Origin of the sequence: Thalassobellus citreus (assembly GCF_044385915.1) — a bacterium.
GTDB classification, from domain to species: Bacteria; Bacteroidota; Bacteroidia; order Flavobacteriales; family Flavobacteriaceae; genus Thalassobellus; species Thalassobellus citreus.
The window spans coordinates 144,811-168,777 of the sequence record NZ_JBISCC010000127.1 but is presented as its reverse complement, the minus strand read 5'-3'; the positions used below and the strand labels follow the sequence as shown (position 1 = coordinate 168,777).

General features: G+C 31.3%; 21 protein-coding genes. 16 read left to right on the top strand and 5 right to left on the bottom strand.

Annotation, left to right across the window (positions count from 1 at the left end; all coding sequences use genetic code 11):
- Window positions 1–98 precede the first annotated feature (98 nt).
- From ACH5TX_RS14325 to ACH5TX_RS14265, 13 genes are all read left to right on the top strand, one after another.
- Complete coding sequence (locus ACH5TX_RS14325) at window positions 99–1,313, top strand: aminotransferase class V-fold PLP-dependent enzyme (protein WP_439340182.1); 1,215 nt, start codon at window positions 99–101, stop codon at window positions 1,311–1,313.
- 171 nt (window positions 1,314–1,484) lie between these two features.
- Window positions 1,485–2,537, top strand: a complete 1,053-nt coding sequence (locus ACH5TX_RS14320; RefSeq protein ID WP_439340181.1) for a zinc metalloprotease — start codon at window positions 1,485–1,487, stop codon at window positions 2,535–2,537.
- Between the two features lie 84 nt (window positions 2,538–2,621).
- Entirely contained in the window at window positions 2,622–3,428 is an 807-nt protein-coding gene (locus tag ACH5TX_RS14315) for an META domain-containing protein (protein ID WP_439340180.1), read from the top strand.
- 38 nt (window positions 3,429–3,466) lie between these two features.
- Window positions 3,467–3,889 (top strand): SufE family protein, encoded by a 423-nt coding sequence (locus tag ACH5TX_RS14310; RefSeq protein WP_439340179.1) that lies wholly within the window; start codon window positions 3,467–3,469, stop codon window positions 3,887–3,889.
- Between the two features lie 75 nt (window positions 3,890–3,964).
- The gene (locus ACH5TX_RS14305) at window positions 3,965–4,288 is read left to right on the top strand and encodes an SUF system Fe-S cluster assembly protein (RefSeq protein ID WP_439340178.1); all 324 of its coding nucleotides are present in this window, start codon (window positions 3,965–3,967) and stop codon (window positions 4,286–4,288) included.
- 17 nt (window positions 4,289–4,305) lie between these two features.
- Complete coding sequence (locus ACH5TX_RS14300) at window positions 4,306–4,641, top strand: cupin domain-containing protein (protein WP_439340177.1); 336 nt, start codon at window positions 4,306–4,308, stop codon at window positions 4,639–4,641.
- Between the two features lie 16 nt (window positions 4,642–4,657).
- Complete coding sequence (locus ACH5TX_RS14295; RefSeq protein ID WP_439340176.1) at window positions 4,658–5,164, top strand: DUF2480 family protein; 507 nt, start codon at window positions 4,658–4,660, stop codon at window positions 5,162–5,164.
- Window positions 5,165–5,238: 74 nt separating this feature from the next.
- Window positions 5,239–6,165: a DUF3078 domain-containing protein gene (locus ACH5TX_RS14290; RefSeq protein WP_439340175.1), complete on the top strand. Its 927-nt coding sequence runs from the start codon at window positions 5,239–5,241 to the stop codon at window positions 6,163–6,165.
- Window positions 6,166–6,377: 212 nt separating this feature from the next.
- Window positions 6,378–6,749, top strand: a complete 372-nt coding sequence (locus ACH5TX_RS14285) for a response regulator transcription factor (RefSeq protein WP_439340174.1) — start codon at window positions 6,378–6,380, stop codon at window positions 6,747–6,749.
- A 5-nt stretch (window positions 6,750–6,754) separates the two neighbouring features.
- Entirely contained in the window at window positions 6,755–7,858 is a 1,104-nt protein-coding gene (locus tag ACH5TX_RS14280; protein ID WP_439340173.1) for a HEAT repeat domain-containing protein, read from the top strand.
- A gap of 2 nt (window positions 7,859–7,860) precedes the next feature.
- Window positions 7,861–9,291, top strand: coding sequence for a glycosyltransferase family 2 protein (locus ACH5TX_RS14275; RefSeq protein ID WP_439340172.1), 1,431 nt, complete (start codon window positions 7,861–7,863; stop codon window positions 9,289–9,291).
- 21 nt (window positions 9,292–9,312) lie between these two features.
- Complete coding sequence (locus tag ACH5TX_RS14270) at window positions 9,313–11,727, top strand: sulfatase-like hydrolase/transferase (protein ID WP_439340171.1); 2,415 nt, start codon at window positions 9,313–9,315, stop codon at window positions 11,725–11,727.
- 12 nt (window positions 11,728–11,739) lie between these two features.
- Window positions 11,740–12,990, top strand: a complete 1,251-nt coding sequence (locus ACH5TX_RS14265) for a YaiO family outer membrane beta-barrel protein (protein WP_439340170.1) — start codon at window positions 11,740–11,742, stop codon at window positions 12,988–12,990.
- Between the two features lie 3 nt (window positions 12,991–12,993).
- Here the strand turns inward: ACH5TX_RS14265 and hflX are convergent, their stop codons facing one another.
- Entirely contained in the window at window positions 12,994–14,211 is a 1,218-nt protein-coding gene (hflX, locus tag ACH5TX_RS14260; protein WP_439336536.1) for a GTPase HflX, read from the bottom strand.
- A gap of 174 nt (window positions 14,212–14,385) precedes the next feature.
- Here hflX and ACH5TX_RS14255 point away from each other — a divergent pair, with 174 nt between their 5' ends.
- Complete coding sequence (locus ACH5TX_RS14255; protein WP_439340169.1) at window positions 14,386–15,354, top strand: endonuclease/exonuclease/phosphatase family protein; 969 nt, start codon at window positions 14,386–14,388, stop codon at window positions 15,352–15,354.
- Window positions 15,355–15,479: 125 nt separating this feature from the next.
- Here ACH5TX_RS14255 and ACH5TX_RS14250 read toward each other — a convergent pair whose 3' ends face one another.
- From ACH5TX_RS14250 to ACH5TX_RS14240, 3 genes are read right to left on the bottom strand one after another with little or no spacing between them, the layout of a single operon-like run.
- A complete protein-coding gene (locus ACH5TX_RS14250) occupies window positions 15,480–15,857 on the bottom strand; it encodes a hypothetical protein (RefSeq protein ID WP_439340168.1) in 378 nt (125 codons plus the stop codon).
- A gap of 48 nt (window positions 15,858–15,905) precedes the next feature.
- Window positions 15,906–17,333 (bottom strand): DUF5689 domain-containing protein, encoded by a 1,428-nt coding sequence (locus tag ACH5TX_RS14245; protein ID WP_439340167.1) that lies wholly within the window; start codon window positions 17,331–17,333, stop codon window positions 15,906–15,908.
- A 12-nt stretch (window positions 17,334–17,345) separates the two neighbouring features.
- Window positions 17,346–20,153, bottom strand: coding sequence for a carboxypeptidase-like regulatory domain-containing protein (locus ACH5TX_RS14240; protein ID WP_439340166.1), 2,808 nt, complete (start codon window positions 20,151–20,153; stop codon window positions 17,346–17,348).
- 122 nt (window positions 20,154–20,275) lie between these two features.
- Here ACH5TX_RS14240 and ACH5TX_RS14235 point away from each other — a divergent pair, with 122 nt between their 5' ends.
- Window positions 20,276–21,340, top strand: a complete 1,065-nt coding sequence (locus tag ACH5TX_RS14235) for an endonuclease/exonuclease/phosphatase family protein (RefSeq protein WP_439340165.1) — start codon at window positions 20,276–20,278, stop codon at window positions 21,338–21,340.
- A gap of 9 nt (window positions 21,341–21,349) precedes the next feature.
- Here ACH5TX_RS14235 and ACH5TX_RS14230 read toward each other — a convergent pair whose 3' ends face one another.
- The gene (locus tag ACH5TX_RS14230) at window positions 21,350–21,784 is read right to left on the bottom strand and encodes a hypothetical protein (protein ID WP_439340164.1); all 435 of its coding nucleotides are present in this window, start codon (window positions 21,782–21,784) and stop codon (window positions 21,350–21,352) included.
- A 270-nt stretch (window positions 21,785–22,054) separates the two neighbouring features.
- On the opposite strand from ACH5TX_RS14230, the gene ACH5TX_RS14225 reads away from it, so the two are divergent.
- Window positions 22,055–23,956 (top strand): endonuclease, encoded by a 1,902-nt coding sequence (locus ACH5TX_RS14225; protein WP_439340163.1) that lies wholly within the window; start codon window positions 22,055–22,057, stop codon window positions 23,954–23,956.
- Window positions 23,957–23,967: the final 11 nt, after the last annotated feature.

Genomic DNA, 23,967 nt, shown 5'->3' with positions numbered 1-23,967 from the left:
AATTAAATTATATTTTTTTTGAAGCTAATCCCGCTTTCGGCAGTCGCTCTCTGCGAGGAGCTCCAACAAATGCCTCTATCGGGGCTAGACATAAAGCTATGTTCAAGGTAAACGACATAAGAAAAGATTTTCCCATTCTTTCTCGCAAAGTAAACGGAAAACCATTAGTGTATTTCGATAATGCAGCAACATCACAAACACCACAACAAGTTATAGATGTTATTGTAGATTATTATTCAAACTACAACGCAAATATCCATCGTGGCGTTCATACCTTAAGTCAAGAAGCAACAGATTTATACGAACAAGCACGTATTAAAATTCAAAAGCATTTCAATGCAAAACATGCACATGAAATCATTTTAACATCAGGAACCACACACAGTATAAACTTAGTTGCAAACGGGTTTTCTGCCTTATTAAAAAAAGGAGATGAGATTATAGTCTCAGCTTTAGAGCATCATAGTAATATTGTACCATGGCAAATGCTTTGCGAACGCACAGGAGCCAGTTTAAAAGTCATTCCCATAAACCAAGATGGTGAATTGATCATGTCGACATTTGATGAATTACTATCAGAAAACACAAAACTTGTTTTTGTAAACCATGTATCAAATGCTTTAGGCACTATAAACCCTATTGAAACCATTATAGAAAAAGCACACCAAGTAGGCGCAGCTGTTTTAATTGATGGCGCACAATCGGCTCCACATATAAAACCTGATGTTCAAAAATTAGATGTCGATTTTTACGTTACCTCAGCTCATAAAATGTGTGGACCAACAGGAGTTGGCATGCTTTACGGAAAAGAAGCATGGTTAAACAAATTACCACCTTATCAAGGCGGCGGTGAAATGATTGCCGAAGTCACTTTCGAAAAAACAACCTACGCAGGTTTACCTCATAAATTTGAAGCTGGCACACCAAATATTTGTGGTGGCATTGCCTTTGGAGCCGCAATAGATTATATGAACACGATTGGTTTTAATACTATTGCAGAGTATGAACATGAACTTTTAGAATATGGTACTAAAAAACTTCTAGAAATAGAAGGTTTAAAAATTTACGGCACTTCAAAACAAAAAGCATCGGTTATATCATTCAATCTAGAAGGTATTCATCCGTACGATGTAGGTACCATTCTAGATAAATTAGGTATTGCTGTTAGAACAGGACACCATTGTGCACAACCTATTATGGCTTACTTTAAAATACCAGGAACCGTAAGAGCTTCGTTTTCATTTTATAATACAAAAGAAGAAATTGATGTTTTAACTGAAGGCATTAAAAAGGCTAAAATGATGTTGTCTTAATCCTATAGTTATATTCTTTTAAAACATTTCTTTCGTAATTTCATTTTATATAGATAAACAGAAACAATACCTCTGTTTTTTTAAGTATTTAACATAAATTTTTACATAAAACGCAATTTTTTGTTAAAATTTATTATCTTCAACGCTGACTAATTCAAATTTATATTTCAAATGAAAAAATTATTATTAAGTATGGCTGCTGTAGCCTTGTTATTTACAGCGTGTAATGATGAAAAAAGTGAAATCGTTCAAGAACAAGCAGTTGATATGAGCGATTTTTATGTTTTCACAGATTCTAGTGAAGATTTAAGTTCTAAATCTGCTAATTCAAAAAAAACATACAAAACATGTTATTCCATGGAGGTACTTAACAGACAACTTAAAGAAAATCCTGGTTTAGAAAAGAAAATGTATGATATAGAATATAAAACCAGAAAATTTATTACTGCTAAAGGAAAGCCAACAAACGGTGGCGGTGGTAATGGCGGCGGTGGCGGCGGAGAATCCGATGTAGACGTATTACCTATTGATGATGGTTTAGGAATAATTAATATTCCTGTATACGTACATATTGTTCTTCCAAATGCTAGCGATGTTACCAACACACAAATTCAAGCTCAATTAGATGTTCTAAATGATGATTTTGGCTCTAAAAACACAAGCCAATTGCCTTCTGGTGCTACAACTTTTATTAATGATGTTTCAAATCCAGGTATTAGTTTTTCTTTAATTGGTACAGATAGACATAATGACAACACTCCTGAATGGGGAACAAATAATGCTGTAAAAGCTGCATACCCTCCTATTAATCCAGATTCTGTATTAAACATTTGGGTTTGTAATATTGGTGGTGGTATTTTAGGATATGCACAATTCCCAGGTGGAAGCCCAAGTACAGATGGTGTTGTTTTATTACACTCTAGTTTACCTGGAGGTTCGGCGGCTCCATACAATTTAGGAAGAACTGCCACACATGAAGTTGGACACTACTTAAATTTAAGACATATTTGGGGTGATGGAAGATGTAGACAAGATGATTTTGTTGCAGATACACCTTCTTCTGACGGAGCAAACTATGGTTGCCCTTCATACCCTACAGTAAACTGTAAATCAGCTGATATGACTATGAATTATATGGATTATACAGATGATGCATGTATGTATATGTTTACAGACGGACAAAGCAATAGAATGCGAGCTCTTTTAGCCAGTGGTACAAGATAATATTCGTGTAAAAACACTTATAAAAAATTTAAAAGACGCCAACTTTGGCGTCTTTTTTGTATATTATATTTAAATATTCAATTCATGAAATTTACAACAATACTACTTGCTTTATTTATGCTTCAATCCTGTAAATGCCAAAAAGAAACAACAAGCATGCTAAATAACTCATCTCAAGAAAAACAAACTGAAGTACTATCTGGAGCCTATTCAATCTCATTAATTGGGACTAACAAAAACCTCCCTGAAAAATTAAATATCTTTTTTGAGGAAAACACAAATAAAGTATCTGGATTTGCTGGATGTAATCGCTTTTCTGGAACTTATACAACAAAAGCAAACACTATAACTTTTAGCAAATTAATAACTACAAGAATGTATTGCGAAAATGTTATGGACATAGAGAAACACCTACTAAAGACATTATCTGATGCCAATATATTTTCAATAAAAAAAGGGCAACTAAATTTAAAAAAAGATAATGTTATCTTAGTCGAAGCATCAAAAAGCCCACTTAATACAATACAAACAAAAAATAGTTATATTATTGAATACACAGCTTCTTCTAGAGGTGTTTTTAAACACATTATTATAAATAAAAAAAACATTTCTATAGCCTCAAAAAGAGGCGGTAAACCTACTATAAAAGAATACAATGAAGCTTATTGGAATAGCCTTTTAGAAACTATTAAAACATTAAATATTGAATCCATTTCAACTCTTGAAGCCCCAAGTAAAAAGTTTCAATTTGATGGAGCACCATTAGCCCATTTAAAAATAACTAAAGGAGAAGTAACTTATGAATCATCCCCTTTCGATCATGGTAATCCGCCTATAGAAATAGAAACACTTGTTAAAGAAATTCTATCTATTTCAGAAAACATTGAATAGGAACGTTTGATGTTGTATTTTTACATAAAATTTTAAGTATGAGTATTGAAGACATTCAAAACGAAATAATAGACGAATTCTCAATGTTTGAAGACTGGGAAGAACGTTACCAATATATGATTGATTTAGGGAAAGATTTACCTTTAATTGACGACCAATATAAAACCGATAGCAACATTATAAAAGGTTGCCAAAGTAAAGTATGGGTACATGCCGAAATGAAAAACGATAAAATAGAATTTACTGCAGATAGTGATGCTATAATCACCAAAGGTATTATTGCTATTTTAATACGTACGTTTTCAAATCAGCATCCAAAAGATATTATAGACGCTAATACCGATTTTATTGATCAAATTGGTTTAAAAGAACATTTATCACCAACTAGAGCAAATGGCTTAGTAAGCATGGTGAAGCAATTAAAAATGTATGCCATAGCATACCAAACACAATTGAAATAAGGTTAATTCGTTTAACGTTTAGCTGTTTATAAAACCTCTAAACGACTAAACAAATAAACGCATAAACATTAAAAAATGAGCAACACAATAGACACTGCCGATTTAGGTGAAAAAATAGTAAATGTTTTAAAATCTATTTACGACCCAGAAATACCTGTAGACATCTACGAATTAGGTTTAATTTATGATGTTTTTGTAAACGAAGATTACGATGTAAAAATATTAATGACTTTAACAACGCCTAATTGCCCTGTTGCAGAAACTTTACCTTTAGAGGTTGAAGAAAAAGTAAAATCTTTAGACGCTGTAAAAAGTGCCGAAGTTGAAATTACTTTTGACCCACCATGGACTCAAGAACTTATGAGTGAAGAGGCTAAGTTAGAATTAGGAATGCTTTAGAATTAAAACTAAATACCATGATAAAAGAAGTTATAAAACAAGAAGAAGATGTTGTGGCATTAAGCCCTACTTTAAATAGAAAAGTAGTTCATTTAAAAGATTTAATGATTACGGTTATTGAGTTTACAAATGGTCCTATGGCACAACCAGATCCACCACATAATCATCCGCATGAGCAAATTTCATACGTTGCAAGTGGTTCTATTAAATTATTCATTGAAGACCGTGAATATATTTTAAATGAAGGCGATGTTTTTAAAGTAGAATCTAATCTTAATCACTGTATTCAAACCTTAACAGAAAATGTTAAACTTATTGATGGGTTTGCTCCAATACGTGAAGATTTTCTTTAAAATTTAAAAACACATAATGCCAGACGAGATTATAAATCGCGTAGCGAATAGCAAATTAATAACTTTAAACCTTGAAGATTATTATCCTGAAGGTAAACGTATTCTTTTCGATATAAAAGATTGGTTATACGAAGGGTTTGTTTTGCGTGAAAAAGAGTTTCGAAATCAAGTAGCCGAATTTGATTGGTCACAATACAAAGATTGTTATGTGGCATTAACTTGTAGTTCTGATGCTATAATTCCTGGTTGGGCTTATATGCTTATAAGTATTCAATTAGAATTGTTTTCTAAAAAAACAATTATTGGCAACCTCGAGGCTTTAGAAACAGCTATTTATCAAGATGTTCTAAATAATTTTGATACTACCGAGTTTAAAGATAAACCCATCATTATAAAAGGCTGCTCAAAAAAACCAGTACCTCAAAATGCCTATATTATGCTAGCAACTAAACTAAAACCTGTTGCTAAGTCTATTATGTATGGTGAGGCTTGCTCTTCTGTTCCGCTTTACAAAAACAAATAATTTTACTGTGACTTAACCCGTCAAAGCGGTGTCTTACTATCTATATTTACAAAAAAAATTATCAAATTAATAAAATGAAAAAAGCACTATTATTACTTTCCTTATTTATTGGAATTTCTTCAATAAATGCTCAAACTAAAGAAGAATTAGAAACTCAAAAAGCAGAAAAACAAGCTGTAGCAGATGCTGCTCAAGCAGAAGCAAATGCTTTACAAGCAAAAATTGATGCCCTACCAGGATGGAGAAAAGGTGCTTTTGGTACCATTGGAGGGAGTTTATCTAATTTTAATAATTGGTATTCACAAGGTACACCTAATAATGTATCTGGTAATATAGGCTTTACTTTAAATGCTTATGCAAATTTAATAGAAGAAAAATTCTTCTGGAGAAACTCATTAAACACTAATTTGAATTGGGTAAAACTGGATAAAAAAGATGATGCTACTGATGATGATAGCTTCAACCCTACAACTGATGTCTTTAATATTTCATCATTATACGGAAGAAACATAACTAAAACATTAGCAGCTTCTGGATTAATGGAATACAGAACAACGTTACTAGACAACTTTAACGACCCTGGATATTTAGATGTTGGTATTGGTGTAACTTGGACGCCTATTCAAAATTTAATAGTTGTTATTCATCCTTTAAACTATAACTTTGTTTTTAGCGATAATGATACTGTTTTTGAATCTTCAATAGGAGCCAAAATTGTTGCAGATTACACAAGACAAATAGGCGCTATAAATTTTAAAACAAACTTCTCTACATTCCAAAGCTACAAAAGCAGCGATTTATCAAACTTTACATGGACAAACTCATTTGGCTATACCTTATGGAAAATGATTGGTATTGGTTTTGATTTTGGATTAAGAAGCAACAAACAAGAAGCTTTAAATTATGCATTAGCTCAAGTTCCTGCAACAGCAACTTCTTTTGAAGATGTTGATAACAAATTACAAACCTATTACACTATTGGTTTAAGTTATAAATTCTAAGTAAAACATTTTTTATTTAAAAGCGCACTTATAAAGTGCGCTTTTTTTATATCTAAACATAAAGTTTATTTTAAATTAAACGCATTTTATCTGATTAATTTGCATTTAATCGAATTTATTTTTATATTGCACTCGATTACTAAAGATCAATTTCTCTCTACTTTGGTTTCATTATAATTGTTTTGCCCTAAACACTAAATGAACTTAATACAATGACTGAAAATAGCAACAAAATTGTTTTAGCAGAAGACAACACCACACTTTCCTTATTGCTAAAATTCAGATTAGAAAAAGAAGGATATAATTTATTCATAGCAAAAGATGGCAAAGAAGCTATAGAATTAATAGAAGAACACACTCCAGATTTAATTATAACCGATATCATGATGCCTTTTATAAGTGGATTAGAGGTTATTAGTCATGTTAGAATAAAATTAAACATCGACTCACCAATAATAGTTTTTTCAGCGGCTGGTCAAGAAGAAATGGTTCTTAAAGCTTTTAACCTTGGCGCCAATGATTTTATGGGTAAGCCATTTAGTCCCAACGAATTAATGATACGAGTAAAACGACTTTTAGGATAAAATCTATGCTAGAATACGACACATATATTAACTACTTAAAAGACAGCCCAACACTAATTAAAGTTGCTTGGAGCACTAGCTGTTTTTTATTATTATTGATTGTGTTGCTCTCCATCTATTTAAAATCTGTACGAACATATTTAAGAAAAAAAGAGTTAGAAGATTTACAGTTTAAAAAAGAATATGAAGCATCATTAATTGAATATCTGTATTCAGGAGATGATAGTGGAAACATTAATTCAATACAAGAATCAATTATTGAAAACATTAAAGTTTCAGTAAACAACAAATCAAAACGAAAAATAATCATAAATGTTCTATATGATTTAATGAATGAAGTTTCAGGAGAAATGTCTGATTCAATAAAAACATTTTATTATAAAACAGGACTTATAAATGATGCACTAAAGCGTTTAGAAAGTAAAAAATGGCATATTATAGCAAAAGGTATTGGAGAATTAACACGCTTTAAAATTGATGAGGTTCATAATAATGTTTCAAAATTTATAACGCACCCAAAAAAAGAGGTTAGAAAAGAAACGCAATTATACCTTGTAAGTCTATATAAATTTGAAGGTCTTTCGTTTTTAAATAAAATGACAACACCTTTATCGGAATGGGCACAAATACAATTACTAGAAATTTTACAAAATTTTGACGATCAACAAATTTGCGATATAAAACCTTGGTTAAAATCATCAAATGATAGCGTCGTATTATTCTCTTTAAAATTAGCACAAATCTATAATCAATTTGAAGTTCAAGATACATTAATAGAATTACTATCTCACACCTCTAAAAAAATTAGAATTTCAGCTATAGAAACTTTAACCCATTTATATGGTCTTGAAGCAAAAGAAATGCTTAAAGCTAACTTTAATGAATTAAGCTTAGAAGAACAAATTTCATTCTTTGGTATGCTTGAAAAATTAGTCGTTCCATCTGACGAACCTTTTGTAGAAAAACACTTATTTCATAAAAACTTTGAAATACAGCTTTTAGCTCTCAAAATATTAAAATCAATTAACCTTGATAAATATATGGGTTTAAGCAAAATGCCTATTGACGAAAAAGATTCTTCAATGTTAAAACTAGTAGACTCATTATAATTATGGATACAAGTAGCGTTCAAATAATTTTAAAATTACTGCATTTCATCTTTTTTGGGTATGCATTTGCAGCCATATTATCATATATTATTTTATCAGTAATTTCAGGAAAAGAAACCATAGAATATCTTAAAAAAAACAGCTTTGTTAATTATAAAGACATACTATCTTCTACCATGTCGCCTTCAATAACTATTATTGCCCCTGCTTATAATGAAAGTCTTAATGTTGTAGAAAATGTAAGATCATTATTATCTAATCACTACGTTAATTACAGTGTTATTATTGTTAATGATGGCAGTAAAGATGACAGCTTAGAAAAACTAATAGAAGCTTATGATTTAGAAAAAATAGAGTATTTAATTAATGATAAAATTAAAACAAAACCACTAAGAGCTGGAGTTTTTAAATCTAAAAACCCTGCTTTTGAAAAGTTAATGGTGGTTGATAAAGAAAATGGCGGAAAAGCAGATGCACTAAACATGGGCTTGAACATTAGTAAAACAAAATATGTAGCCTGTATAGATGTAGATTGTTTATTACTAGAAGATGCGCTTCAAAAAATGATAAAACCTTTTCTTGATGAAACAGGAACAAAAGTTATTGCTGCTGGAGGTGTTATTAGAATAGCAAATTCTTGTATTATAAAAGGTGGAAAATTAATAGATGTTAATTTACCTAAAAACCTACTTGTTCAATCTCAAATTTTAGAATATTTACGAGCATTCCTTCTTGGAAGAATGGCTTGGAGCAGACTAAATGGGCTCTTAGTAATTTCAGGAGCTTTTGGTATATTCGATAAAGAAATAGCCATTGCCGTTGGAGGCTACGACACCCATACTGTTGGTGAAGACATGGAGATAATTGTTAGAATGCGTCGCTATATGGAAGAGCGAAATGAAAAATATAGAGTTTCATATATCCCAGATCCGTTATGTTGGACAGAAGCTCCAGACAGTTATAAAATATTTATATCGCAACGAAATAGATGGACACGGGGTACCATTGAAACTTTAAAAAAACATAGAAAAATTGGTTTTAACAGAAAATATGGATCATTTGGCTTATTAAGCTACCCATATTGGTTAATTTTTGAGCGTATGGCTCCAATTATTGAAACAGTAGGACTTATTTATTTTTTCATATTAATTGCCTTAGGAGAAGTAAGATGGGAATATGCCTTATCATTTTTAGTGTTATCATATTTATTTTCAGTATGTTTTTCCATTATTGCCATTTATTCTGAAGAACTAACTTTTCATCAATACAAAAAAAGAGGCACAGGATATAAACTTGTTTTATTAAGTGCTTTAGAACCTTTTATACTTCATCCTTTTGTATTATATGCTGCTATTAAAGGTAATTATGATTACTATTTTAATAAGAAAAAGAAATGGGGCAGCATGGTAAGAAAAGGATTATCAACCATCTAATAACTTTAAGTAAAAATATTCATGCCGTATCGTTTCTTAAATAAAGATATTTATAAATATATCAATCTAACCATGGCATTAATTGGTACATTTTGGTTTATGAGCTTGTTTGAGCTTATTATGACTAAATCAAATCACACTAGTTTTTTATTAGCCGTTATATTTAAGTTTATAAACGACTTTTGGTGTGGTATAATCATTGGATTATTACTATTTCCCATTTCATACTTATGTAATTTATTTCTAAAAAAATACGTTTTTACTATAGTTAAAGTACTTTTTGTTCTTTTAGTAATTATTCAATTTTCATTAGTAAAGTATAGCTTAACCACATTACTAAACTTAGGAGCAGATCTTTTAGGATACTCCTTTGATGATATTTTTAATACAGTTTCAGCGTCAGAATCATTTTCGATTACTTATTTTATTCCCTATATAGCCTTTCCGCTTCTATTCTTCTTATTATTCTATTTAATAACAAAATATTCAAACGAACGCATCTTAATTGGTGCAGGTGTTATCGTTTTCTTACTATTTGGGAGTTTAAAATTAGTACTAACAAATATATCTGATGTTAATTATCAAAACAAAATAGTTTTTTTAACCTATGACATTTATAAATTTCAAAATGAAAAAAACAAATTAAATGCATATAAAACAGATAGAAATGACTACCCTTTACTAAAGCCTTTTAGTAATTCTAAAGATGTTTTATCTCCTTTTTTTAATACCAAAGAAAAAAAGCCAAATATTGTTGTTATAATAGTTGAAGGTTTGGGAAGCGAATTTATGAATAACGGAAGTTATAGTGGCTTTACACCTTATTTAGATGGTTTAGTTTCAAAATCGTTGTACTGGAATAATTTTGTAAGTACTACAGGAAGGACATTTGGTGTTGTGCCATCATTGTTGGGCTCTTTACCATTTGGTGAATCAGGTTTTTTAGAATTACCTAAAACACCATCTCATATTTCATTAGTAAGTATTTTAAAAGCTAACGGATATTCAACTTCATTTTATTCTGGAGACCAATCTAGTTTTGATAAAAAAATAAACTTCTTTGAATATAATGACATTGATAATATTATAGACGAAAACAAATACGGTCCTGAATACACTAAAACACAAGCTAACTCTGGTGGGTTTTCTTGGGGCTACCCAGATTCCGAAATATTCAGAAAAACTTTAGCATCATTAGATAATACAGAAAAACCAAGATTAGATGTTATCATGACGCTTTCTAATCACGAACCTTTTAATTTTCCTAACAAAGAACTTTACGAACTTAAAGTTGATAGTATTTTAAATGCCAATAGAAATCTTAAAATTTCAAAAGAAGACGTATTAGATAATAAAGACATTTATACAAGTTTATATTACACAGATGCTTCTATAAAAGGCTTTATGACTGCTTACGAAAAGCGTGAGGACTTCAATAATACTATTTTTATTATTACAGGAGATCACAGGCTTATTCCTATTTCACAAAAAGATAAATTGTGCAGATTTCATGTGCCATTATACATTTATAGCCCACTTTTAAAGCAAGCAGAAATATTTAAATCGGTTTCATCACATTGGGATGTAACACCTAGTTTATTGTCTTTTTTAATAAAAAACTATAAACTTAATAATCTTCAAGAAACCGCTTGGATGAGCGAAGGTTTAGATACTGCCAAACAATTTAGAAACGTTCACAAAATACCGTTAATGCGTTACAAAGGGAGTATTAACGATTATATATACAAAGACTATCTCTTGTCTGATGGTGAATTATATAAAATAAATGAAAACTTTGGTACCTACAAAGTTCATGAAGAAGCGCTTTCTAAAGAAATAGCAGATTCTTTAATGTCCTTTAAAAAAATGAATGCCTATGTTACTCAACGAAATAAAATTTTCCCCGATTCATTAAATATATATGTTAAACCTAGTATTGATTTTTCAGAAAAGCAATTAGCTATGATTAATACTATGGCTGAAGGGTTAAATTTTGATCAAACTTTTCAACTAGCAAGAGAAAAAGCTTTTAACAAAAAACGTAAAGAGTGTAGACTACTTTGTGATTATATTTTAAACGAACTCCCTAATCATTCAGATGCTAGAACTCTAAAAGGGAGAACTTATGCTTGGGATGGTGATTACGAAAAATCGGAAACCGAATTATTAAACGTTATTAAAAGATCGCCTTTCTATTATGATAGCTATATGGCACTTTTAGATTTATACTGGTGGTCTAGTCAAGATGAAAAATCGGAAGCGATATACAAACAAGCTCTTAAAAACAAAATAACAGAACCTGAGCTTAGTCTTAAAATGGCTAAAGCTTATGTTAGAATGCAAAAAGCAAAAAAAGCTATTAAATTAATGGATAGTATTACTAGCAAACACCCTAGTAATAGTGATTACAAAATCTTTAAATCTACCTTAAAATAAAAGGTTACTATTATGAAAAAATACATCGCTATAATATTAATGCTTATTAGTTTTTGTTTTTACGGACAACAAAAAGTATATAATGGCAACCCAGATACTTCCTTTAAATTAGCAAGAGAGCTAGCATTTAATAATAACCGAAAACAAGCGCAAGACACCTTACTATCTATTTTAACCAAATACCCAAATTACAACGATATTCGTTCTTTTTTAGGAAGCACTTATTCTTGGGATGGTAACTATAAAAAAGCAAAAGAAGCCTTTAGCTATGTTTTAAAAAATGACCCAAAAAGATTAGACACATGGGAAGCAGTAATTAAAAATGAATTATACAGTGAAGCACCATTTAGCGCATTAAAATTGGCAAATACTGGCTTAGAACATTTTCCTGAAAGTCCAGAATTACTGTACTTAAAAGCTAGTGCAGAAGAAGCTTCAAACAAACCTGAAGAGGCATTACAAACTATTGAAAAATTATTAAAAAACAACCCAAAAAACGAAAAAGCATTAAGCTACAAAACCACTTTATCCAACACTCTTAGACACAATATAGTGGGTATTAGAAATTCCTTAGAACTATATTCTGATGTATTCGATCCTATGCAATATTATTTCTTTAAATATGTAAGACAAACTAAATATGGATCCGTACATGCTAAAGTAAATTTTAGTCGTCGATTTGCTTCTAACGGAGTACAATTTGAAGTTGATGCATACCCAAGAATTGCAGAAGGCATTTATGCTTACTTAAATTTTGGTGTATCTAATTCTTTTCTGTTTCCAGATATTAGATATGGTGCCGAAATATATAAATCATTACCTAAAAGTTTCGAGGCTTCATTAGGATTTCGATCTTTAAAATATAGTGAAACTACAAATATTTACACAGGTTCTGTGGGTTGGTATACAGGCAATAATTATTGGTCTTTTAGAGGTTATGTTACACCTGGCGATTCTGGAGCTAGTATGTCGGGAACACTTACTTTTAGAAAATACAGAAGTAATGCCGATAACTTTTTTAGTGTAGAAGCAGGTATGGGGTTTTCTCCAGAAATTTACCGATTTGAATTTGAAGGCAACGAAAATTCTATTATAAATCTTAAATCTCAAAAAGTAAACTTAGGCTACTTTTTTAGTACCAAAAATAATAAAAATGCTTGGGGCATACGCACAGGCATCGTACATCAAGAAATTAGTTTCGACCCAGGATCTTATTTCTGGATTTTTGATGTTGGTCTTTCTTGGGAACTTAAATTTAGATAAAATTTATTGCATCTCATTTACATCATAATCAGGATACAAGAATTTATTATAAGGAAAACGTGTAACATGAATTTCACGAACCTCATCGTAAACACGCTTTTTAAAGTCTTCTAAATTTTGCTTATTTAATGCCGAAATAAACAAGGCATTATTACCTACTTTACTCATCCACGTACTTTTCCATTCCTCTAACGAGTTATGTCTTTCGGTTCGTTCAGTTTCTAAATCATCCTCATCAATATGCTCTTGCTGATATGCATCAATTTTATTGAAAACCATAATGGTTGGTTTATCACCACTTTTTATTTCACCTAAAATTTTCTCAACAGACGCAATATGCTCTTCAAAATTAGGATGCGAAATATCAACTACATGTAATAATAAGTCGGCTTCTCTAACTTCATCAAGTGTACTTTTAAAACTATCTACCAATTGTGTTGGTAGCTTTCTTATAAATCCAACTGTATCAGTTAATAAAAATGGCAAGTTTTGTATCACCACTTTTCTAACGGTAGTATCTAAAGTTGCAAACAATTTGTTTTCGGCAAAAACTTCACTTTTACTTATTACATTCATTAAAGTAGACTTCCCAACGTTAGTATATCCAACTAATGCTACACGCACCATTTTACCGCGATTACCACGTTGCACAGACATTTGTTTATCAATGGTTTTTATTCGCTTTTTTAGTAAAGCAATTTTATCGCGTACAATACGTCTATCAGTCTCAATTTCAGTTTCACCAGGACCACGCATTCCAATTCCCCCTTTTTGGCGTTCAAGGTGTGTCCACATACCACGTAATCTAGGTAACAAATATTCACATTGCGCCAATTCTACTTGGGTTCTTGCGTAACTTGTTTGCGCACGTTGTGCAAAAATATCAAGGATTAAATTGGTTCTATCTAAAACCTTAACATTAAGAATTTTACTAATATTTCGTTCTTGTGCAGCCGATAATTCATCATCAAAAATAGCGGTTCCAATATCATTTTCCTCAATAAACACGCGAACATCTTCCATTTTACCGGTACCTATAAACGTTTTAGAATTAGGCATGTCCATTTTTTGAGTAAAGCGTTTAATAGCATACCCACCCGCAGTGAATGTTAAAAACTCCAACTCATCTAAATATTCTTTAGACTTTTCTTCATTTTGTTCTTTAGTTATAACACCTATTAAAACAGCGCGTTCTAAAGATAAATCTTTCTCTTCTATCATATAAATAAGTAATATGCAAAGTTACATAATTGTGAGCGTTTTATTTGAAAAAGGACTCCAAGATATAAAACATCAAGGTTTCCTTAAAAATTGTTATTCTCGTTAAAGCGGAAATCTAAAATATAGAATTTAAGAAAATTATATTTTTAATATTTTTAAACCTATTTTTGATCTATGACAGAAACTTTTGAAGACATTCCAGTAAGACCCGATTTACAAACTATTGCTTTTTATAATATTGAAAATTTATTTGACATTTATGATGATAAGCATACTAATGACAACGACTTCCTGCCTACTTCTGTAAAAAAGTGGACACCAAAACGTTATGATAATAAACTTAGAAAATTAAGTTTTGCTATTTCTAATATTGGAAAAAAAGAAACTGGTAAACACCCTGCACTTATTGGACTAGCTGAAGTTGAAAATGCTAAAGTTATTGAAGATTTAATAAGCTCAAAACATCTTGAAGATTGTAATTATGGCTATGTACATTACGATTCGTTAGACGAACGTGGTATTGACGTAGCACTGTTATACGATAAAAATGCTTTTGAAGTATTAACGTCTGAACCTTTTACTATTGAATTAACTGATGAAGATGGATCGCCTGATTACACCAGAGACATCCTACTTGTTACAGGTTTATTAGATGGCGAGAAAATACACGTACTTGTTAATCATTGGTCGTCTAGACGTGAAGGCGAAAAGGAAACAGAATTTAAACGTATTGCTTCTTCTGATAAAGCAGGAGAAATTATTTCTAACATACGCTTTGAAGATGAAAACGCTAAAATTGTAGTAATAGGCGATTTTAACGATGACCCTTCAAGCAACAGTATTAAACGCTTGGTAGAAGGCTTTGATTTGTTTAACCCTATGGAAACTTTACGTTCTTATAACCGAGGGACCACAAACTACAACCGCCAATGGAACTTATTCGATCAAATAATAATTTCTACTAATTTTTTTAAAAGCTCTGATAATTTATTTGAATACAGTACTGCAAATATTTTTGATGAAGATTTTCTAAAACTTTTTAAAGGAAAATTTAAAGGCACGCCTTTTAGAACTTACGTTGGAAAAAAATATAAAGGAGGTTATAGCGATCATTTTCCTGTGTATGCTGTTTTTAAGAAGTAATTTATTAATAAAACCGACAATACTGTTTTTGTCATGTCGACGCTAGGAGACATCGCATCTGGCATATAACCCTTATTATGTGATGTCTCCTTACGTCGACATGACAACGGGTTTAAGATTCATTTTTAAACAGCCATAGAAAGCACATAAGCCAACCCTAATACAAGAATAGGTAGCAAGAATAATAACCAAATATTATAAGAGTTAGACTTCTTTTTATTCATTTTTGCATTAATCATCATGCGGCGTTTACCTGTATATACTAGCCAGTTTTTAAAGCATACAAAGCCTGAAACCAAAACAAATATAATCCACGCTTTTTCCTGAGACATGGTACTCACATGCATTTGACTAAAAAAACCTGCAAAGAAAAGACCTAAAAGCAATAACAATGCGCATTGTACAACAGACACATATAGTATAGCAATAGTATTAGCTTTTTGCTTGTATTTAGGTTTGAAATATGAAAAGATATTGTAAAATAATATGTCGAATGCGTTCATTTAAAATATTTCAAGCGAAAATACTATTAAAATTTATAAAGCTTATTATCATTCCACATAATCAACACTCACTTCATCCAACTCATAAATACCATCAAAAGTATCTTGACCGCTACCAGTAAATTTAAAGGCTACATACATAGTTCCCATAGCACAAGATAAATCAACCGTTCCAGAATTAAACCATGGCACAAACGAATCGGAATCTTTAACCACATAGGCATCAGAAAGCACACCCCAAGTTGCAGATGTAATATTTTCTTCGGTACCATCCCAATCTAACGAATACAAGACTTCCAAAAAGCTACTATCGGCTAAACTATTTGAAGTTTTAAAACGAAGCGTAACACTGTTATAAGTATCTAAATTAATGGCTGGCGTAATTAACCAACCTATGTTACTAGCATCACCAGAACTAGCCGATTGAAATCTTGCCGACCTTCCTAAAGACGCATTAGAACTTGTAGAAGAGAATCCTTCCCATGCTTCCGTTCCTGCTTCTATATAATTTGTCCAACCATCAATTACTATAGGCTTATTGTTTTTTTGAGATTCGAAATCTTCATAAAATAAATTACTACTTCCTATGCTAGAGGCTAATCCGCAATTTAATTCCATAGGATCACACCGTTCGCTACTATCAAGATTTACATCTGTAGCACTATTTACAATAACCACATTAAAATCATCTCCAAAATCTCTACTAAATATTCCTGTAACACTTCCTTTTCCTTGTGGTACAATAACCGATTTAAAATCTGAAAATGTACTAGTTTGCATAAGTATAGAAACTCCAGAATCGCAACTTTCTAGAGTACGCAAGCCATCATATTCATCAATAGATTCACTGGCATAAGAAGCACCTAACTCAAACCTATTTAATTGCATATTATCTAGCCGTATTAAGGTGTTTAAATCGGCATCGGTTAAATTTTCGGGACTTACTATTTTCGGAACTATAGTTGCTACCTCATTTGTTCTTATAACAATATCGCGATATTCAGCTGGTTGAATTTGCTTCACTTTAACGGCATCGCCTTTTCCTATGGTTATGACTCCGTTTGTTTCACCAATGGTTAAACCTGCTAATTTGATATATACTTTTCTTCCAAACTCATAAGTATCAGACAAGCTACTCACATTAATATCGACTTTAAGTCCTAATCTTTGGTCGGCATCTGTACTACTATCATCTATTTTATTTTGAATAATCAATTCTTCAAAAAAGTTACCTGCGGCATCACTTGAAACTACGTAACCTTCAATATAAATATCTTCATCATCATAAATTCGTGCTATTAAATCACCGTTATTTATTGCTTGCTCAAACCTTTGATGTATAGCTCTAAACGTGGTTAATTTATTATCTGGAATGCTTATATTTTCTGATTCATTGGGTGTTGGAATTTTATAATCGTCATCATTTACACAAGATGCCATCATTAAAACACTTAAAAGAATATATAGTTTATTCATGCTCTTATCTTTTTAAAATCTTACATTCAAATTAAGGAAATAGGTTGCCCCACGACCGTACCAATATTTAGATCCGAATACAGGTTTATCAAGCGCTTTATCGTCTCTTAATTGTCTGTAGTTAGCATTCCTGCCTTGTTCGAAACCACCTGTTTTATACACTTCATCTAACAAATTATTCACACTTGCGAAAAGCCCAATATAATAATCACCAACAAGCCATGATTTTCCTCCTGTTAAGTTTACAGACATATAATTATCAAAGGCTTCTTGTTTTAAAAGGTCTTTAGCAATAGTTTCATCATAATCTATAAACGGTTGTCCATCAACATCGGTATAAAAATTATAGGTTCGGGTTAACGGACTAATATCTATATATGTTTTATCAAAAAAATTAGCTGTAGCTCCAAACCACCAATAATCAGGATCGCGATACTCGAATCCAACAGAATAGGCTTGATGTGGACCAACCGCCAACTTATAATCTTTTAAATATGACTTCCCCAAATACACATTCTCAAATCTATCTGAAGACAGATATAAATCGGGGTTATTAGCATAGGTATATTGTCCGTAGGCCACCGCACCTTTTAATTTAATTGTAGTTGTAACTTGTGCTTCAACACCTAATTCGGTACCTAAATGGTTTTTATCAATGCCCTGTAAAATTTCTTGAATAAATTCAGTGTCATCATTTCCAGATTGCTGTGTTCCCGACTCTGCAATAACATTTCCAATACCATCGGCAAAGAAAAATGAAATTTCGTTAGCGTCTTTCAATGTTGTATAAAATCCTGTTAATTTTGCTTTTACAATATCAGACCGATAAATATAACTCGCATCAAAAGACATGACTTTCTCTTCAGTAATATTGGGCACGATGTTGTGATTCGATCTAGAATTTGAATAACTATTTCTAATGGAAGGTCCTTTGGTAATATATCCTGCATTTATATCTATAATATGCTTTCCTGATATTTTATAGGTTGCTCCTGCTTTCAAACCCATTCCCAAAAAAGATAAACTTTCGCCTTTACCTAAAGAATTATTTGCAAACGATTCATTTTGAAACAAACCTTCTCTTTGATATTGTGTATTTGCAACATTAGCCGAAGCATAAAAATCAACTTTATTATATTTAAATTGTGCTTGTACATAGCCCGAAAAAACACTAGCAAACATATTGTAATTGTAACCATAGGTATCGCCTACTTGCGCAATAGCATTGGAGTTTTGTAAATCGTACTGAATACCATCGAAACTATCGACATTTAAAAAGCCTGTACCTCCTAGTAAATCTAAAACCTCTGCATAATTTTCAGATTTTAAAGTTTTATAATTCAACGCAGCATTGAATAAAAGATGCTCATTAATATCATTTTTATAAACCGTATTTATTGATAGTTGTTTATCATCTACTCTATCTTCATACAACATGTATGTGGCATTTCTTCCTAAGGATGTATTAATTACATTGGCTTCATATAATTGTTCCCAATTAAGTTGTCCGTTATTTAAAAATTCTTGTTGTGCTTGGTATGCAAAACCTAAATCGTTTGGAAAATTGCGTTCAAAATAACTTGGTAGTTTTTGGTAATAACTTGGGCTTGGATTTGTACCACCACTTTCAAAAGTATCATGCCCATCGTTTGTGGTTACTAAATTTGCGCCACCATAAGCCAATCGACTATTTCCAAATTTCCCGAATTGATAACCGATGTTTGTATTTAATGAGGATTTTGTGTTGATGTTCCAATAATGATTTAGCATCACAATAGGCTCGATGACTTCTTTAATACGTGAATTTCGTATTTCACCATCTTGATAGCCCCAATATTCATTATACTTTATGCCTTTTAAATCGTAAACTTCTTGTGTATTGGCTGATGATTTCCCGCGTTTGTTAGGTGCATAAATTCCCGTAAAACTTAAACTGTGTTTATCATTGAATTTCTTTTCCGCGGAAGCGAAAAAAGAATTAGAATCATAAATTGTTGCGTCTTGATAACCTTCGTTTCCCCAACGTCGACCTAAAGACAGCGTGTACGCCCAACCACTTTTTAAAAGACCCGAGGCATAAGTTGCCATAAGCCTGTTTGAATAACTTCTGTTTGAAGACGAATAGGTAATACGACCTCCTGATTTCATTTGAGAAGCTCTTGTATTCATATTAATAGTTCCTAAAAGCCCTCCAAAATTATAGTTTGATGGCGTTAACCCCGTGGTTAGTTCTTGATTTCGCAAAACATCATTCATACCGCCCCAATTACTCCACTGTGGTCGACCATTATAAATTTTGTTCATTTCAATTCCATTAATTAAAACGGAACTATTATCTGAATCTAAACCTCGAACCCTGAAAAAAGAGGAGCTAAACTCGAAGGCAGCAGTACGCTGAAAAACATCTAAAGATGATGAAAGCAAACCAGAAATATTACCGTAACCACTTTCGTCTCCATCTAATTCATCATCAGATAACGTAATAGTAAACACATCTTGAGAAGACGTGTCAAGATCTAAAGTCATATCAGTAATATTGACTATTTCACCTTCGTTTACAATAATTGGATATCGTTTTGTAAGGTATCCTAGCTTAGAAATTTTCAGAACTTGTTCTCCCAAAGGTACATTTTCAATAAACTGAAACGCACCTAATTCATTGGTCACTTGTATTTGTTTAGTAGCTTCAATAGTAATTGTAACATTTGAGATAGGCTGAAAAGAATCGCCATCAATAACGCTCCCTTTTATTAAGGTTTGCTGTGAACTAGCAATAGTTGTAAACTGCCAAAAAAACAAAAAGAACAAAAATTTATTCATACTAAATTAAAACACAAATTGTTTTAAAAACAACTACAAAGGTAAGAAATTTATATTAAATAAATATTTTTGAAATAAATTTTGTATTATAGAGACTACAAACAAAGCAATATCTTATTAATATGAATTGTATTAAACCATATGTTTTCCTTATCTTTTTATGTGTAATTATTAGCATAAATGCACAAGAAAAAAGATTCAAAATCCACACTATAGCATTCTATAATTTAGAAAACTTATTTGACACCATAAACGACCCAAATAAATTTGATGAGTACAGCCCAATGATGGAACTTAAAACAGATAGAAGTGAGATTTACAAAAAGAAAATAAAAAACATGGCACGTGTTATTTCTGAAATAGGCTTAGATATAACACAGAATGCTCCTGCAATAATTGGAGTTTCAGAAATTGAGAATAAAGAAGTTTTAAATGACTTAGTAAACGATTCTTTATTATTAGTAAAAAATTATGGCATTGTTCATTATGATTCTCCTGATGCTAGAGGTATTGACGTAGCACTTTTATACCAGAAAAAGATATTCACACCTTTAACAACCAGTAAACATGAACTTAAAATTTATGATGACACAACAGGAAAACGTATTTATACACGCGATCAATTATTAGTTAGTGGTAATTTAGATGACGAGCTTATTCATGTTATTGTTAACCATTGGCCATCGCGTCGTGGCGGTGAAGTACGAAGTAGAGCAAAACGTGTTGCTGCTGCTAAAGTTAGTAAACACATAGTCGATTCATTACAATCCATAAATCCATATGCCAAAGTTTTTATTATGGGCGATTTAAACGATAACCCCACAAACAAAAGTGTCAAAACTATTTTAAAGGCTAAAAAAGATAGAAGAAAAGTGCCTTTAAAAGGCATTTATAATCCTTTTGAAACATTCTATAAAAATAGTATAGGAACAACTGCTTATAGAGATTCATGGAGCTTATTTGACCAAATTATGGTAACACAACCGCTACTTAAAAAAGATTACACGTCTTTTAGGTATTATAAAGCAGGTATCTTCAATAAAAACTACCTAATAACTAATACAGGAAAATACAAAGGCTATCCTCACAGAAGTTGGTCTAACGGTGGATTTGACAATGGTTTTAGCGACCATTTTCCTGTTTATACTTATATAATAAAGGAAGCTTCTAGTGCTCAAACTAATTAAGAGTATTATCTACATCCAAGTACTCCAAGGAATTCTAGATAACAACAATACTAAAGCAATTGTATAAAAAACAGCTATGGTTTTTAATTTTGCTTTAGACGTTAGTTTCTTTTTATGTTTAGAATATCCAATCGTTATTAATGCTACTGCAATAATATTAACAAACGGATGTTCAACAAGGTATAATCTTGCAATAGAATTACTCATAACGCCACCTCCTAGCTCACTCCATAATTCAAATCGAGGTGAGACAAAATATAGTATCAAACCTATTAATAATTGAATATGAGATACTATTAAAGTGAACAATGATATTCTGAAATCTTTTGCTTCGTATTCTTTATCTCCTAAAGTTTTAATTAAAGCATTTGCAACAGCTACAATTAAAATAAAAAGCACCAAATATGCCCAGTATGAATGAATTGATAATATGATTTCGTACATGAATAACCTTTTTTTAATTAGAATAACAAATGTAATAATTAAAAGTATAAAAAAACCGCTTCGTTTGAAGCGGTTTTTAAATTGATTAACTATTAGCAAATTTATTCTTATATATTTTTTTAGTTTATTACTATTTCAAAGAAAACAATACATAAACAAAGATTAATATTACGTTAAAAGACATAAATAATTTAAATATTCAATTGATTTTAAGATATAAACAATAAATTTGTAACAACTACAAAGTCTAATTAACTAAAGATTCATTTCATGAAAAACCTATTTATTTATACATTCACTTTTTTATGTACTATATCTTCTTTTGGTCAAATTCAATCTTATTATAATGGTCTCGATTTGACAAATACAGGTGAAGATTTATTCATAGAATTATCAACTAGAGTAAAATCGACTCATATATCAATTCCTTACACATCTTCAGCCACTGATACTTGGGATGTTTTAAAGCAAGCGGAAGAAGACCCAAATAATCCTTCTAATGTATTATTGATTTATGGTTTTGATGATACAGATGGTGATTATAAAACTGATAGAACAAGATTAAAATCTGAGACTGACACTGGAGGAGGTGTTCCAGGTAAATGGAATAGAGAACATATTTTCGCCAAGTCTCTAGCAAACCCTGTTTTAGTAACTGATGATCCAGGTCCAGGAACAGATGTACACAATTTAAGACCAGCTGATTCAGAATGGAACTCTCTACGTAGTAATCGTAAGTTTGCAGATGGAAATGGGGATTCTAAAATTATAGCAGGCAATGGAGGTTGGTATCCTGGTGATGAATGGAAAGGAGATGTTGCACGTGCTATTATGTACATGTATTTACGGTACAATGGTGATGGATCTAAGACTTCTGAAACACAATGTTTACCAAAAGACATAGGTTATGGAAATATACTATCTGCAGACATAAATATGATAGATTTATTTTTAAAATGGAATGCTGAAGACCCTGTCTCAGGTTTTGAAGACCAACATAACCCTGTTGCAGAAGGAATTCAAGGTAATAGAAATCCTTTTATTGATAATCCTTATTTAGCTACACTTATTTGGGGAGGTTTAATAGCTGAAGATCGTTGGGATTTAAATGATAATTCAGATACAGAAGCTCCAAGTATTCCTCAAAACTTAATAGCAACAACTATTAAAGATGATGAAATTGAAATTAGCTGGGATCCTTCTACAGATAATGTTAATGTCATTGATTATTTAATTTATTTAGATGGCGTGTATTTACAGTCGACATCATCAACTTCTACTTTAATTGAAAATTTAACCGCAAACACGACATATCAAATTACTATAAGAGCTAGAGACAATTCTTCTAACTTGTCTGCTGCCAGTGAGATTTTGAATACTACAACCTTACAAGGGCCAATAGTTTTATTTTCAGAAAATTTTGAAAACTGCGGTGATTTAAATTTCATTACATATAGCGAAAGCAGTACTAAAGATTGGGCGTGTAGCCCACAATATGGAGAGAATAATTCAGGTTCTATTGGTATTAATGGCTACCAACAGGTAACTTTAAGTAAAGACTGGCTAATCACATCTAGTCCAATTGATTTTGATACAAGTTCTGGAGAAAAATTGAGTTTTTATACTGATGCCGCTTACGGGACATCTACATTAGAATTGGTGTATTCATCAGATTATGATAAAACTGATACTCCTGAAAATTTTATATGGACAGCAGTACCAAATGTTACAATTCCTTTACATTCTGATGGTTCTGGAACCGAAGAAGTATACACTTTTACCGATATAGATATTAGCGAAATTACAGGTTCTGTTTATTTTGCATTTAAATACTATTCAAACAACGAGCCTACTCGTTGGACTGTTGATAGTTTTGAAATTATAGCTGGCAGTTTACTTGGTATTGATAATTTAAATACTGAAAATCTTAGAGTAAAAGTATACCCAAACCCAAGCAATGGTAGTTTTATCTTTTCAGTTCCCCAAACCGAAAAAGTAGTAACTATTGAATTATACTCTATACAATCACAGTTAATTTCTAAAAAAACATACAACGTTGAAAACGGAAAGGTAGAAATGGATATACAAGATGAACCAGCTGGCTTATATATAGTTAAAGTGAATTCAAAAAACAAACGTAATAATACCACTCTTAAACTAGTAAAAGGATAAAACTATTTCTA

Excerpts from the sequence above, each read along its gene's own strand:
- ACH5TX_RS14315 (WP_439340180.1), top strand. The coding sequence starts at position 2,622 with ATGAAATTTACAACAATACTACTTGCTTTATTTATGCTTCAATCCTGT.
- ACH5TX_RS14300 (WP_439340177.1), top strand. The coding sequence starts at position 4,306 with ATGATAAAAGAAGTTATAAAACAAGAAGAAGATGTTGTGGCATTAAGC.
- ACH5TX_RS14285 (WP_439340174.1), top strand. The coding sequence starts at position 6,378 with ATGACTGAAAATAGCAACAAAATTGTTTTAGCAGAAGACAACACCACA.
- ACH5TX_RS14235 (WP_439340165.1), top strand. The coding sequence starts at position 20,276 with ATGAATTGTATTAAACCATATGTTTTCCTTATCTTTTTATGTGTAATT.
- ACH5TX_RS14295 (WP_439340176.1), top strand. The coding sequence starts at position 4,658 with ATGCCAGACGAGATTATAAATCGCGTAGCGAATAGCAAATTAATAACT.
- ACH5TX_RS14280 (WP_439340173.1), top strand. The coding sequence starts at position 6,755 with ATGCTAGAATACGACACATATATTAACTACTTAAAAGACAGCCCAACA.
- ACH5TX_RS14290 (WP_439340175.1), top strand. The coding sequence starts at position 5,239 with ATGAAAAAAGCACTATTATTACTTTCCTTATTTATTGGAATTTCTTCA.
- hflX (WP_439336536.1), bottom strand. The coding sequence starts at position 14,211 with ATGATAGAAGAGAAAGATTTATCTTTAGAACGCGCTGTTTTAATAGGT.
- ACH5TX_RS14305 (WP_439340178.1), top strand. The coding sequence starts at position 3,965 with ATGAGCAACACAATAGACACTGCCGATTTAGGTGAAAAAATAGTAAAT.
- ACH5TX_RS14320 (WP_439340181.1), top strand. The coding sequence starts at position 1,485 with ATGAAAAAATTATTATTAAGTATGGCTGCTGTAGCCTTGTTATTTACA.
- ACH5TX_RS14325 (WP_439340182.1), top strand. The coding sequence starts at position 99 with ATGTTCAAGGTAAACGACATAAGAAAAGATTTTCCCATTCTTTCTCGC.
- ACH5TX_RS14255 (WP_439340169.1), top strand. The coding sequence starts at position 14,386 with ATGACAGAAACTTTTGAAGACATTCCAGTAAGACCCGATTTACAAACT.
- ACH5TX_RS14310 (WP_439340179.1), top strand. The coding sequence starts at position 3,467 with ATGAGTATTGAAGACATTCAAAACGAAATAATAGACGAATTCTCAATG.
- ACH5TX_RS14275 (WP_439340172.1), top strand. The coding sequence starts at position 7,861 with ATGGATACAAGTAGCGTTCAAATAATTTTAAAATTACTGCATTTCATC.
- ACH5TX_RS14225 (WP_439340163.1), top strand. The coding sequence starts at position 22,055 with ATGAAAAACCTATTTATTTATACATTCACTTTTTTATGTACTATATCT.
- ACH5TX_RS14265 (WP_439340170.1), top strand. The coding sequence starts at position 11,740 with ATGAAAAAATACATCGCTATAATATTAATGCTTATTAGTTTTTGTTTT.
- ACH5TX_RS14250 (WP_439340168.1), bottom strand. The coding sequence starts at position 15,857 with ATGAACGCATTCGACATATTATTTTACAATATCTTTTCATATTTCAAA.
- ACH5TX_RS14230 (WP_439340164.1), bottom strand. The coding sequence starts at position 21,784 with ATGTACGAAATCATATTATCAATTCATTCATACTGGGCATATTTGGTG.
- ACH5TX_RS14240 (WP_439340166.1), bottom strand. The coding sequence starts at position 20,153 with ATGAATAAATTTTTGTTCTTTTTGTTTTTTTGGCAGTTTACAACTATT.
- ACH5TX_RS14245 (WP_439340167.1), bottom strand. The coding sequence starts at position 17,333 with ATGAATAAACTATATATTCTTTTAAGTGTTTTAATGATGGCATCTTGT.
- ACH5TX_RS14270 (WP_439340171.1), top strand. The coding sequence starts at position 9,313 with ATGCCGTATCGTTTCTTAAATAAAGATATTTATAAATATATCAATCTA.